The sequence below is a fragment of the Rhodococcus sp. NPDC059234 genome, from assembly GCF_042754225.1.
Classification (GTDB): domain Bacteria; phylum Actinomycetota; class Actinomycetes; order Mycobacteriales; family Mycobacteriaceae; genus Rhodococcus_G.
On the sequence record NZ_JBHZAH010000048.1, the window covers coordinates 22,650 to 34,182 of the forward strand.

General features: G+C 69.6%; 13 protein-coding genes. 7 read left to right on the forward strand and 6 right to left on the reverse strand.

Annotation, left to right across the window (positions count from 1 at the left end):
* Positions 1–20: 20 nt before the first annotated feature.
* Positions 21–383 (reverse strand): DUF3099 domain-containing protein, encoded by a 363-nt coding sequence (locus ACFXGJ_RS12525; RefSeq protein WP_378619818.1) that lies wholly within the window; start codon positions 381–383, stop codon positions 21–23.
* Positions 384–463: 80 nt separating this feature from the next.
* On the opposite strand from ACFXGJ_RS12525, the gene ACFXGJ_RS12530 reads away from it, so the two are divergent.
* Complete coding sequence (locus ACFXGJ_RS12530; protein ID WP_378427400.1) at positions 464–700, forward strand: DUF3039 domain-containing protein; 237 nt, start codon at positions 464–466, stop codon at positions 698–700.
* Here the strand turns inward: ACFXGJ_RS12530 and ACFXGJ_RS12535 are convergent.
* Positions 673–1,941, reverse strand: a complete 1,269-nt coding sequence (locus tag ACFXGJ_RS12535; RefSeq protein WP_378619821.1) for a YihY/virulence factor BrkB family protein — start codon at positions 1,939–1,941, stop codon at positions 673–675. The genes ACFXGJ_RS12530 and ACFXGJ_RS12535 overlap by 28 nt on opposite strands.
* 202 nt (positions 1,942–2,143) lie before the next feature.
* Here ACFXGJ_RS12535 and ACFXGJ_RS12540 point away from each other — a divergent pair, with 202 nt between their 5' ends.
* Positions 2,144–3,865 carry a DEAD/DEAH box helicase gene (locus ACFXGJ_RS12540; protein WP_378619824.1) on the forward strand — a complete coding sequence of 574 codons (1,722 nt, stop codon included), beginning with the start codon at positions 2,144–2,146 and terminating at the stop codon, positions 3,863–3,865.
* A gap of 87 nt (positions 3,866–3,952) precedes the next feature.
* On the opposite strand, the gene ACFXGJ_RS12545 is transcribed toward ACFXGJ_RS12540, so the two are convergent.
* On the reverse strand, positions 3,953–4,153 hold the full coding sequence (locus tag ACFXGJ_RS12545; protein ID WP_378427396.1) for a hypothetical protein: 201 nt from the start codon (positions 4,151–4,153) through the stop codon (positions 3,953–3,955).
* Positions 4,154–4,379: 226 nt separating this feature from the next.
* On the opposite strand from ACFXGJ_RS12545, the gene ACFXGJ_RS12550 reads away from it, so the two are divergent.
* From ACFXGJ_RS12550 to ACFXGJ_RS12560, 3 genes are read left to right on the forward strand one after another with little or no spacing between them, the layout of a single operon-like run.
* Positions 4,380–4,709 (forward strand): DUF952 domain-containing protein, encoded by a 330-nt coding sequence (locus tag ACFXGJ_RS12550; RefSeq protein WP_378619837.1) that lies wholly within the window; start codon positions 4,380–4,382, stop codon positions 4,707–4,709.
* Between the two features lie 59 nt (positions 4,710–4,768).
* Positions 4,769–5,251 carry a cation:proton antiporter regulatory subunit gene (locus ACFXGJ_RS12555; RefSeq protein WP_378619827.1) on the forward strand — a complete coding sequence of 161 codons (483 nt, stop codon included), beginning with the start codon at positions 4,769–4,771 and terminating at the stop codon, positions 5,249–5,251.
* A gap of 54 nt (positions 5,252–5,305) precedes the next feature.
* Entirely contained in the window at positions 5,306–6,505 is a 1,200-nt protein-coding gene (locus ACFXGJ_RS12560) for a cation:proton antiporter (RefSeq protein WP_378619829.1), read from the forward strand.
* Between the two features lie 79 nt (positions 6,506–6,584).
* Here the strand turns inward: ACFXGJ_RS12560 and ACFXGJ_RS12565 are convergent, their stop codons facing one another.
* Together ACFXGJ_RS12565 and ppgK are read right to left on the reverse strand one after the other, a co-directional pair.
* On the reverse strand, positions 6,585–8,030 hold the full coding sequence (locus ACFXGJ_RS12565; protein ID WP_378619839.1) for an RNA polymerase sigma factor: 1,446 nt from the start codon (positions 8,028–8,030) through the stop codon (positions 6,585–6,587).
* A gap of 56 nt (positions 8,031–8,086) precedes the next feature.
* On the reverse strand, positions 8,087–8,896 hold the full coding sequence (ppgK, locus tag ACFXGJ_RS12570) for a polyphosphate--glucose phosphotransferase (RefSeq protein ID WP_378619832.1): 810 nt from the start codon (positions 8,894–8,896) through the stop codon (positions 8,087–8,089).
* A gap of 117 nt (positions 8,897–9,013) precedes the next feature.
* On the opposite strand from ppgK, the gene ACFXGJ_RS12575 reads away from it, so the two are divergent.
* Positions 9,014–9,889 carry an inositol monophosphatase family protein gene (locus ACFXGJ_RS12575; protein WP_378619841.1) on the forward strand — a complete coding sequence of 292 codons (876 nt, stop codon included), beginning with the start codon at positions 9,014–9,016 and terminating at the stop codon, positions 9,887–9,889.
* Between the two features lie 22 nt (positions 9,890–9,911).
* Here ACFXGJ_RS12575 and cei read toward each other — a convergent pair whose 3' ends face one another.
* On the reverse strand, positions 9,912–10,607 hold the full coding sequence (gene cei, locus ACFXGJ_RS12580; RefSeq protein ID WP_378619834.1) for an envelope integrity protein Cei: 696 nt from the start codon (positions 10,605–10,607) through the stop codon (positions 9,912–9,914).
* A 466-nt stretch (positions 10,608–11,073) separates the two neighbouring features.
* Between cei and ACFXGJ_RS12585 the strand changes: the two genes are divergently transcribed.
* On the forward strand, positions 11,074–11,376 hold the full coding sequence (locus tag ACFXGJ_RS12585; protein ID WP_050066107.1) for a DUF4193 domain-containing protein: 303 nt from the start codon (positions 11,074–11,076) through the stop codon (positions 11,374–11,376).
* Positions 11,377–11,533 lie beyond the last annotated feature (157 nt).

Below are 11,533 nucleotides of genomic sequence, written 5' to 3' on the forward strand. Positions count from 1 at the left end.
AGTCTTACAGGCGCGGCGGATCAGCCCTCGATCGTGCGCCGCCCCGGTGAATCGATTGCGGGACGAGTCGGCCGCTCGGGATCGTAGCGGCGAGGCTCGTCGGATCGGCGCGGCGGACGGTCGTTGGCGATCAGCACCGCGATCCACGGCAGCGGGATGGACACTCCGATGATCGCGAGGCTGATGAGGGCGTTGTGCCACTCGCCGTACGCGAGGGCGGCGAGCACGAGTGCGGGGATGCGGATCGCCATCAGGATCGTGTACTTGCGGATCCGGGCGCGCTGCTGCTCCTCGAAGGACTGGGCCGCATCCGTGATGAGGATCGGGTTCCGGGACGCGTCGTCCGACTCGTCGTCGTGGTGGAATCCCGAACCCTGTGCCATGCCTCCACCCTTCCACTCGAGGTCGGCGATTGCACTACCGGGTCTCGCCGGGGAAGGCGGGAATGCGTCATCATGGACGGGTGAGCACTGTGACCAAGGAACGTCCCGACACCACGACCGACGAGTCCACCGACGACGACGCCCCGAAATTCTTCCACTACGTGAAGAAGAACAAGATCGCCGAGAGCGCGGTCATGGGCACCCACGTGGTGGCCCTGTGCGGTGAGGTGTTCCCCGTGACCAAGTCCGCCAAGCCGGGTTCGCCGGTGTGCCCCGAGTGCAAGAAGATCTACGAGGGGTTGCGCCCCGGCGAGTGAATCTGCGTTGGCGGTGACGGCACCGACTCGGCAGCGTCCTCGGACTCGGGCACGTCCGTGTCCTCCGTCTCGGGAGGCACGTGGCTCTCGGGTGCCTCGTGGCGACCCCGCTCCGGACCGGTGATGCGGATCGGGGTCGTCGCCAGCCTGCGGGTCAGGTTCGTCACGGTCCCGATCGGTGCGGTGACCGGCGTTGCGGTCGCGGCCTGCGCCGCCAGCCACTCGCGCATCTGCTCGATCCGGGTGGCTCGGGCCGGCCAGAACTCCTGGATGGTCGCGTTGAACTCGGCGCCGAGAACCACCGCGAAGCCGAGGAAGAACGTGAACAGCAGGAAGGCGATCGGGGTCGCCAGCGCCCCGTAGGTGTAGCCGGTGCCGGTGACCCAGGTCAGGTACCGGCGCAGGATGGCGCTGGCCGCCATGAAGAACACGCCCGCCAGCAGCGAACCGCCGAGCAGGCGATGCCACGGCAGCGACTTGGGCAGGGCGACCTTGTAGAGCGTGGTGAGCCCGACGATCAGCAGCAGGCCCACCGCGGGGTAGTAGAAAGTGTCGACCGCCTGGGAGCCCACCGCGTGCCAGGACTCCGGCAGCACCCGGCCGATCAGGGTCGGTCCGAGCGCGACCAGTGGCAGCACGAACACCGACACGACCAGGAACATCACGTACAGCAGCAGGGCGAAGATCCGCTGCCAGACCGGATGCCGGGCGTCCTTCTGCCCGTGCGCCTCGACGATCGAGTCGACGAACGTCGAGATCGCCGACGACCCCGCCCACAGCGACAGCAGGAAGCCTGCCGAGACGATCTCGGGCCGGCCGCGGCCGAGCACGTCGTTGACGGTCGGCGAGATGATCTGGTCGACGACGTTCTCGCTGAACGCCGTGCGGCTGAAGGTGATGATCTTCGATTCGATGATGTTCACGGTGTTCGGACCGAACCAGCCGCCGACGTATCCGATCGAGCCGAGCAGGCCGAGCAGCAGCGGCGGCAGCGAGAGGGTCTGCCAGAACGCCGCGGTCGCGGCCTTGCCGAAGATCGAGTCCCCCCAGGCCTTGCCCGCGGTCCGAGTGACCACCCGCCACGCCGTGTGCAGGGGACGAAATTCTCGCTCGCGGGCCGGGGCGGCAGGACTGGATTCGGTCCCGGTCGCGTCGCCCGGTGGCTCGGGCGGGGCATCGGGTTGGCCGACCGGCACGTCGGACGATTCGCCCGCGTGCTGCCCCTGGATCGGCTCACTCATGATGCGTCCAGCATTCCTGACCGCCCGCGCCGCGCCACCATCGTGGTGTCCGTGTCGGCGAAATTGTGTCGCGTCCGACGCTGCGACACCGCTCACGGACGGGTCGTTGGATGCGGAGAAGGTCGGCCCTCAGGGTTAGGCTCGTCGGCGGATCGGACAACATCGGACCACGACAGCGGTCGAGTAAGGAGCGGAAGCGACAGTGCTCACGGGTAATTCCGAACAGACACCCCCCGCACCCGTCGCCACCCTCCGAGCGTGGCAGCGCCGCGCCCTCGCGAAGTACCTGGCAACCAAGCCGCGAGACTTCCTCGCGGTGGCCACCCCGGGCGCCGGCAAGACCACCTTCGCGCTGCGGGTGGCGGCCGAACTGCTCGGCGACCGCACCGTGGACCAGGTGACGGTGGTCGCGCCGACCGAGCATCTCAAGCACCAGTGGGCCGAGTCGGCCGCGCGCCTCGGCATCGCGCTGGACTCGAACTTCTCGAACTCCACCGGACAGACCTCCGCCGACTACCACGGCGTCGTCGTCACGTACGCCCAGGTGGCCTCGCATCCGGCCCGGCACCGGTCGCGCACCGAGAACCGGCGCACGCTGGTGATCCTCGACGAGATCCACCACGGCGGCGACGCCAAGAGCTGGGGCGACGCGATCCGGGAGGCCTACGACCCGGCCACCCGGCGCCTGGCGTTGACCGGAACGCCGTTCCGCAGCGACGACAGCGCCATTCCGTTCGTGCAGTACGAACCGGACCGCGAGGGACTGCTGCGGTCCAAGGCGGACCACGCCTACGGCTACTCCGACGCGCTCGCGGACGGCGTCGTGCGGCCGGTCGTGTTCCTGGCCTACTCGGGCGAGGCCCGCTGGCGCACCAACGCGGGTGAGGAGTTCAGTGCCCGGCTCGGCGAACCTCTGAACGCCGAGCAGACCGCGCGGGCCTGGCGCACCGCGCTCGACCCGAGCGGTGACTGGATTCCCGCGGTGCTGACGGCCGCCAACACCCGGCTCGCGCAGTTGCGGACCGGTGGCATGCCGGACGCGGGCGGCCTGGTGATCGCCACCGACCAGACGGTGGCCCGCGCGTACGCGAAGATCCTCGAGACGATCACCGGCCGCCCTCCGACCGTGGTCCTGTCCGACGACCCGACGGCCTCGAAGCGGATCGCCGAGTTCAGCTCGAACACCGACCCGTGGATGGTCGCGGTGCGGATGGTGTCCGAGGGCGTCGACGTCCCGCGTCTGGCGGTCGGCGTCTACGCGACCAGCGCCTCGACGCCGCTGTACTTCGCGCAGGCGATCGGCCGGTTCGTGCGGTCGCGGGCCAAGGGCGAGACCGCGAGCGTCTTCGTGCCGTCCGTGCCGGTGCTGCTGGACCTCGCCAGCCAGCTCGAGGTGCAGCGCGACCATGTGCTCGGCAAGCCGCACCGGGAGAAGGACGGTCTCGACGACGAGCTGCTCGTCGACGCGAACAAGCAGAAGGACGAGGCCGGCGAGGAGGAGAAGGCGTTCACCTCGCTCGGCGCGGACGCCGAACTCGACCAGGTGATCTACGACGGTTCCTCGTTCGGCACCGCGACCTTCGCCGGCAGCGACGAGGAGGCCGACTACCTCGGCCTGCCGGGGTTGCTCGACGCCGACCAGATGCGGGCCCTGCTGCGGGAACGGCAGTCCAGTCAGCTCGAGAAGCAGGCCCCGCCGCCGGCGGCCGCGCCTGCCGCGGTTGCGGACCGGGTGGCCTCGGCGACCAAGCTCGCCGAGTTGCGCAAGGAACTCAACGGGTTGGTGGCGATGAACCATCACCGCACCGGAAAGCCGCACGGCTGGATTCACGGTGAGCTGCGGCGGGTGTGCGGGGGACCGCCGACGGCGATCGCGACGGTGGAACCGCTCACCGAGCGGATCGCCACGCTGCGACGGTGGTAGACGCCGGAGAGCCCGCACCGGAATCGGTGCGGGCTCTCTCGGGGGCTCTCGGGGACCGCGGTCGGGCCGCCCGGTACTGCTGACGGCCTAGATCGTCACGTCGTCGATGGCGCCGGACACGATGGTGGCGTTCATCTCGCGGAGTCGATCCTCGTGCTCGTTGGCGTGGTGCTGGCAGAACAGGAGCTCTCCACCAGAGGTGAGCACCGCGCGGACGCGTGCACCTGCACCGCACCGGTCACACCGGTCGGCTGCGGTCAACGGGGGGCTGGTCAGTGTTCCGGGCATGACTCCTCCGTACTGGCTTCCGGTGTGAGCCGGTTGCCTGGGGCCTGGTCCGCCGCGTCGGAATGGCGCGGTGGATCCACTCTGTCAGACGTTTGGCATTCGAGAGTTGTTCCCGTCGGCGTTTCTTTGTGGTTTCACTAACAACGAACACGCGCAGTCGGGTGACGCAGATCACGTCGCCGGGGCCGGATAGCCTGCGGGGGTGAGCGATCCGATCTTGGTGCACATGTGCACGGCCGACCAGTGGGAGCAGGCGCGCGTGTCCGGCAGCCGCCTCCCGGAGACCTTCGCCGCGGACGGGTTCGTGCATCTGTCCACGACCGTCCAGGTGCACCTGCCCGCCAACCGGATCTTCGCCGGACGCACCGATCTGGTCCTGCTGTACCTCGATCCGTCCCGGCTCGACGCCGAACTCCGCTGGGAACCGGGCGTGCCCACCGATCCGGAGTCGATGGTGTTTCCGCACCTGTACGGGCCGTTGCCCGCCGCGGCCGTCACGCGCGTGCGGGCGTACCGGCCCGGGCCGGACGGCGTGTTCGTCCCGCCGGATGCGTGAGCGACACGGAATATCCGTGCGGCCCCACCCGATCCGGCATACGGCGCTACCGTTGAGACATGAACGTGGAAGTGACCCCACTACCGGGCATCGGTGTCCGCAAGGACTTCGAGCTGACCACCGGGCGCCGGGTGGGCGTGGTGACGCTACGGGACGGCGGTACCGATCTGATCGTCTCCAAGAAGGAAGACCCCGACGCCTGCATGGCGTCGGTCCGGCTCACCGACGACGAGGCGGCGGTACTCGGCAACCTGCTGGGAGCGCCGCAACTCGTCTCGCAGCTGCGCGAGGAACACCGGGACCTGCCCGGCATCACCACCCGGCAGCTGCCGATCACCGAGGACTCGCCGTTCGACGGCCGGACCCTGGGGGAGACGGCGATGCGCACGCGCACCGGCGTCTCGGTGGTCGCGGTGATGCGGGCCGGCCAGGCGTACCCGTCGCCGAGTCCCGACTTCAACCTCACCGAGGGCGATCTGCTGGTCGCCGTCGGCACCTCGGACGGACTCGACGGAGCGGCCAAGATCCTGCACCACGGATGACCCGGCCGGCGCCGGGCGCACGCCGCGGCCCCGGCCCCACAGTCGGAGGCGCAGATGGATAACACCGCGCTCGCGCTGCTGGAACTCGGTGCGGTGTTCTTCACCCTCGGCGTGCTCGGACGGCTCGCGGGCCGGATCGGCATGTCACCGGTGCCGCTGTACCTGGTCGGCGGACTATGCTTCGGCGAGGGCGGCTTCATCAAACTCGGCGACATCGGCGCCTTCGGGCACGTGGCCAGCGAGATCGGGGTGGTGCTCCTGCTCCTGCTCCTCGGGCTCGAGTACAGCGCGTCGGAACTGGTCACCGGGCTGCGCAAGTCGTGGATGGCGGGTGTGGTGGACCTCGTCCTCAACGCCGTGCCCGGTGCCGTGGTCGCGCTCATCCTCGGCTGGGGTCCGGTCGGTGCGCTGGTGATGGCAGGCGTCACCTACATCTCGTCGTCCGGGATCATCGCGAAGGTGCTCGCAGACCTCGGGCGTCTCGGCAACCGCGAAACGCCGGTGGTGCTGTCGATCCTGGTCTTCGAGGACCTCACGATGGCCGTCTACCTGCCGATCCTGACGGCGATCCTGGCCGGTGTGGGGGTGTTCGGCGGGCTCAAGGCCATGGCCATCTCGTTGCTGGTCCTCACGGTGGTGCTGCTCGTCGCACTGCGGTACGGCCACCACGTCTCGGCGATCGTCGACGCCAAGGACAAGGAGGTGTTCCTGCTCAAGCTGCTCGGCGCGGCGCTGCTGGTGGCGGGGTTCGCCTCGGCGCTGCAGGTGTCGGCCGCCGTCGGCGCATTCCTGCTCGGTATCGCGATCTCGGGCTCGACCGCCCGCAACGCCACCCAGATTCTCGAGCCCCTGCGCGACCTGTTCGCCGCGATGTTCTTCGTGGTGTTCGGGCTGAATACCGATCCGGGCACCATCCCGCCGGTGCTCGAGTCGGCGGTGCTGCTGGCGGTGGTCACGACGGTGACCAAGATGCTGACCGGCATCTGGGCCGCCCGCCGGCAGGGGGTCGCCCGGTTGGGTCAGGCCCGCGCCGGCGCCGCCCTGGTCGCGCGCGGCGAGTTCTCCATCGTCATCGCGGGGCTGGCCGTCTCGGCCGGCGCGGTCGAGGGCCAGCTGGCGGCGCTGGCGACGGCGTACGTGCTGCTGATGGCGGTGCTCGGACCGGTCGCCGCCCGGGTGATCGAACCGTTGGTCGGCCGGGTGCTGCGGTCCGCGCCGCCCGCGGGTGCCGCGCCCGTCGCCGCCGAGGAGTAGCCGCGGGCGGACGACGCGACGAAGGATGCCCCGCCACCGAGACGGTGACGGGGCATCCGGGTAGGGGAGAACCGGGACGCTAGTCCAGGTAGTCCCGAAGCACCTGCGAACGCGACGGGTGCCGCAGCTTCGACATGGTCTTCGACTCGATCTGACGGATCCGCTCACGCGTGACGCCGTAGACCTGGCCGATCTCGTCTAAAGTGCGCGGCTGGCCGTCGGTGAGGCCGAACCGCAGCCGCACCACGCCGGCCTCGCGCTCGGAGAGCGTCTCGAGCACCGACTGCAACTGGTCCTGCAGCAGGGTGAAGCTCACCGCGTCCACGGCCACGACGGCCTCGGAGTCCTCGATGAAGTCGCCGAGCTGGCTGTCGCCCTCGTCGCCGATGGTCTGGTCGAGGGAGATCGGCTCACGCGCGTACTGCTGGATCTCCAGCACCTTCTCGGGCGTGATGTCCATTTCCTTGGCGAGCTCCTCCGGCGTGGGCTCGCGGCCCAGGTCCTGGAGCAGCTCGCGTTGGATGCGGCCGAGCTTGTTGATGACCTCGACCATGTGCACCGGGATGCGGATGGTGCGGGCCTGGTCGGCCATCGCGCGGGTGATCGCCTGGCGGATCCACCAGGTGGCGTACGTGGAGAACTTGTAGCCCTTGGTGTAGTCGAACTTCTCGACCGCGCGGATCAGACCGAGGTTGCCTTCCTGGATGAGGTCCAGGAACGCCATGCCGCGGCCGGTGTAGCGCTTGGCCAGCGAGACGACCAGTCGCAGGTTGGCCTCGAGCAGGTGGTTCTTCGCGCGGTTGCCGTCGCGGCAGATCCAGTTCATGTCGCGACGCTGGGCGACGGGCAGCTTCTCGCCCTTCTCGGCGTGCTCGGCCATCAACTGCGTGGCGTACAGGCCGGCTTCGATGCGCTTGGCGAGTTCGACCTCCTCCTCGGCGTTGAGGAGGGCGACCTTGCCGATCTGCTTGAGGTACGCGCGAACGGAGTCGGCGGAGGCGGTGAGTTCGGCGTCCTTGCGGGCCTGACGCAGCGCCTCGGACTCCTCCTCGTCCCACACGAAGTCGCCGGAGGCCTTGTCCTTCTCGGAGGGCTCCTCGGCGGCGGTCTCTTCCTCGTCCTCGCCGACGGCGACGACCTCGACGACCTCGTCGGTCAGATCGCCCTCGGGGACCTCGAGGTCCGCCATGTCGGCGTCGTCGACACCCTCGTCCATCGCGTCAGGGTCGGCGGCCTTGCTGGTGGCCTTCTTGGCCGGGGCCTTCTTCGCCGCGGTCTTCTTGGCGGGAGCCTTCTTGGCGGCAGCCTTCTTCGCTGGGGCCTTCTTGGCGGCGGCCTTCTTGGCGGGAGCCTTCTTCGCCGCGGCCTTCTTCGCGGGGGCGGTGCCGGTGGTCGCCGCGGCTGCAGCGGACGCCGATTCGGTGCTCGGTTCGGCAGTCGGACTTGTTTCGGTGGCGGCCACGTACGCCCTTTCGTGACGGAGTCGTGCGGCGTCACGCCAGAGTTTTTCCGGCGGAGAGGTCAGTTGAGTTTGGCCGGCTTGGACGTCGGCCTCACCATTGTAACTATCGCCACGGGTGGTTATGTCCCGATGCTGGTCTGCGCGGCGAGTGCGGCGCCGACGATGCCCGCCGTGTTCTGCAACGATGCCGCCACGACGGGTGTTCGATTGGTCAGGTGCGGGATCCACTTCTCGGCCTTGCGGCTGATCCCGCCGCCCGCGACGAACAGGTCCGGCCACAGCAGGTCCTCGATACGGGTCAGCACCCGGGACACCTCCTTCGACCACTCCTTGTACGACCAGTCGTGCCGTTCCTTGGCCGCGGAGGAGGCTCGGTGCTCGGCCTCCTGCCCGCTGACCTCCATGTGCCCGAACTCGGTGTTCGGCAGCAGCACGCCGTGGTTGAGGATCGCGGAGCCGATACCGGTGCCGAAGGTCAGCAGGACGACGACGCCGTCGACGTCCTTGCCGGCGCCGTACCGGTCCTCCGCCATGCCCGCGGCGTCGGCGTCGTTGAGGACCGTCACCGGGCGGCCGTCGAGGGCGGCCCCGAACAGGGCGCACGCGTCGGTGCCGATCCAGGACTTGTCGATGTTGGCGGCGGTCCTCGCCACCCCCGCGGTCACCACCGCCGGCAGCGTGAGGCCGACGGGGCCCTCCCAGCCCGCCTGGGTGACGATCTCCCGGACCGTCGCCGCGATGGCCTCGGGAGTGGACGGCTGCGGTGTCAGGATCTTGATCCGGTCACCGACGAGGGCGCCGGTGTCGAGGTCGACCACGCCGCCCTTGACGCCGCTGCCGCCGACGTCGATGCCGAAGCCCCGGCGCGTCGACCCCGACGCCGTCGCGGCCGTGCGTTCCGATGACTGTTCGATCGTCGAGTCCGCCATACGGGTCACGATAGTGGCTGGGGGCGCTGCGGACCGCGATCTGGTCAGGCACCATGGGGCGTGCCGCTTTTCGAGAATCACCCCGTCCTCAGCGATCTCCTCGGCCCCGGTTCGGACGTGCCGGTGGACGACCCACGAGCGCTGCGCGCGGTGGCGGTCGCCGTCGCCGTCGCCGCGGCCCGGCACGTGGCCACGCGCCGCCCCGAGGTCTTCAGTCCGGTCGGCGACGCGCCGGCAGTCGGCGCCCCGTCCGGGGAGGCGGTCGCGACGAAGTCCACCCCGACCGACCCCGTCACCGTGGTGGACACCGAGACCGAGGACCTGATCCGGGCCCTGCTCGGACAGTTGCGACCCGACGACGCGATCCTCGGCGAGGAGGGTGGCGGCGAGGCGGCCAGCACGGAGGGTGTGCGCTGGATCGTCGACCCCATCGACGGCACCGTGAACTTCCTCTACGGGGTGCCGGCCTTCGCGGTCTCGGTGGCCGCGCAGATCGACGGCGAGTCGGTCGCCGGTGCCGTCGTCGACGTCGCGGCCGGCGCGGTGTACTCGGCGGCACGGGGCCACGGCGCGACCCTCCACGACGCCGCCGGGGGAGCGCACCGGCTGCGCTGCAACACGGTGTCCGAGGTCTCGATGTCGTTGCTGGCCACCGGTTTCGGGTACGGCCGCGACCGCAGACTGCGGCAGGGCGCGCTCATCGCGGGGGTGCTGCCACGGGTGCGCGACATCAGGCGGATCGGGTCGGCGGCACTGGACCTGTGCATGGTCGCCTCGGGTCGGGTCGACGCGCATTTCGAGCACGGGCTGAGCCCGTGGGACTGGGCCGCCGGCGCCCTGATCGCCGCCGAGGCGGGCGCGGTGGTGCGGGTGCCGGGCCCGGACACGATGAGCGCCGCGGGCGCGGTGGTGGTGGCCGCGGCGCCTGGCATCGCGGCCGAACTCGATGCGATGTTCGACGAGTTGGGCGTGCTCGCGCCGATCCCGGACTGATCCGGTCCTTCCGATCGCGGCCTCAGCAGCGAACGGTCCGTGCCGCCTTCAGCAGTCCGAGGTCGACCGGGGCGCCGCTGCCGGCGCTGCCGGGCGCGGTGTTCTTCAGCGAGGCCAGCACCTCCTCGGCGTCGGTGTTCGGCTTGAGCTCGCCCAGCGAGAACGTGCCGAGCGCGAGGTCGACGGTGTCGTCGGTGCGACCGTCCTGAATCAGCTGGGCGCACGGCGCGATGAGCCAGACCGAACTCGCGGCGGCGAGGCCGTTGGCCCCGAAGCGGATCTGGCCCTGGCACTGCATGTTCTGGTCGACGTAGACCGGGTCGTTGCCCGCCTGCACGTCCGGTGGTGCCGCGAACCCGTAGTCGCTGAGCTGGGACGCCACGTGTACGGCCTGGCCGCGTTCGCCGTTCGCGTTGAACACCCGGACCTTGGTCGCGGCGAGCGGTGCGGGCTCGACCTCGAGCAGCGTCGACGACGAGACCGGGGTGCCCAGCGGTTGCGGTGCCGGCGCGCCGGGATCGAGCGGCTTCGACGTGGAGGGCGGATTGCAGTCCACCGGGGCCGACAGCTTGTCGGGCTTGGTCAGGATTCGAAACCACACCACGGCGCCGAGCACCGCGAGGACGCAGATCAACGCGATCACCGGCAGGGCGCGCCGATGCGGGAACGGCCGGCCGTTGTCGTCGGTGGAGTGACCCTCGGTGATCAGTGAAACCACGATTCGTCCTGACCTCTCGGTGTTCGGGGCGGGTCTGCTGGAGCAGGTGCGCTCAGCGTAGAGAAGGACAGCCTAGAGTCGTGCGCGCTCGGCCCTCGGTCAGGGGATGGGCGCGTCGCGCGGCCGGCTTCGTCCGATTGTCGGAAAATGGGCCCGCGCGTCTGGAATGTCTCGGTTGGTGCCGACGTTTGTGACGATTGTCAGACGGTTTTCGGGGCACGGCAAATTCGACAGCGACTTTTTCGCCGAGTTCGGCTATTGTCTGGCGGCCCGATGGTGACAGAACGCGAGTCCCGGAGGTGTCCAAGTTGCGGAGAATGTGGCACGGATCATATTTTCCGTCGCTAACGTCCGGGCACCATTTCGCGTTCTGGCACGTTGTGAAGCCACACGGCTGATGGGGCGGCGCGTCCACTCGGGCGTGGGGACGGGGACAGTTGACAAGAGAGGACGAGGGGAAGACGAGATGGCAACCGACTACGACGCACCGAGGCGTTCGGAATCCGATGAAGTGTCGGAGGATTCGCTGGAGGAGTTGAAGGCGCGCCGCAACGAGGCGCAGTCCGCGGTCGTCGACGTCGACGAGTCGGATACCGCGGAGTCCTTCGAACTGCCCGGTGCCGATCTGTCCGGCGAGGAACTGTCGGTGCGGGTCGTGCCGAAGCAGGCGGACGAGTTCACCTGCTCGAGCTGCTTCCTGGTGCATCACAGGAGCAGACTCGCCAGCGACGCCAACGGCGTGATGATCTGCATGGACTGCGCCGCCTGACGGTAGCGACGACGGAACAGCGATCGCGGATCGAACGGTCTACGGCCGGGTCCGATGGGGTCCGACCCGGCTGGACTGCGGTCCCGGCCCCCTGATCTGACGAACGTGACAACGATGCCCGGCCTGCATGCAGGCCGGGCATCGTTGTCTGTACTGC

Bases quoted from the DNA above. Each gene is read 5' to 3' on its own strand.
- ACFXGJ_RS12585 (WP_050066107.1), top strand. From the start codon at position 11,074: ATGGCAACCGACTACGACGCACCGAGGCGTTCGGAATCCGATGAAGTG.
- ACFXGJ_RS12560 (WP_378619829.1), top strand. From the start codon at position 5,306: ATGGATAACACCGCGCTCGCGCTGCTGGAACTCGGTGCGGTGTTCTTC.
- ACFXGJ_RS12525 (WP_378619818.1), bottom strand. From the start codon at position 383: ATGGCACAGGGTTCGGGATTCCACCACGACGACGAGTCGGACGACGCG.
- ACFXGJ_RS12550 (WP_378619837.1), top strand. From the start codon at position 4,380: ATGTGCACGGCCGACCAGTGGGAGCAGGCGCGCGTGTCCGGCAGCCGC.
- ACFXGJ_RS12555 (WP_378619827.1), top strand. From the start codon at position 4,769: ATGAACGTGGAAGTGACCCCACTACCGGGCATCGGTGTCCGCAAGGAC.
- ACFXGJ_RS12545 (WP_378427396.1), bottom strand. From the start codon at position 4,153: ATGCCCGGAACACTGACCAGCCCCCCGTTGACCGCAGCCGACCGGTGT.
- ACFXGJ_RS12535 (WP_378619821.1), bottom strand. From the start codon at position 1,941: ATGAGTGAGCCGATCCAGGGGCAGCACGCGGGCGAATCGTCCGACGTG.
- ppgK (WP_378619832.1), bottom strand. From the start codon at position 8,896: ATGGCGGACTCGACGATCGAACAGTCATCGGAACGCACGGCCGCGACG.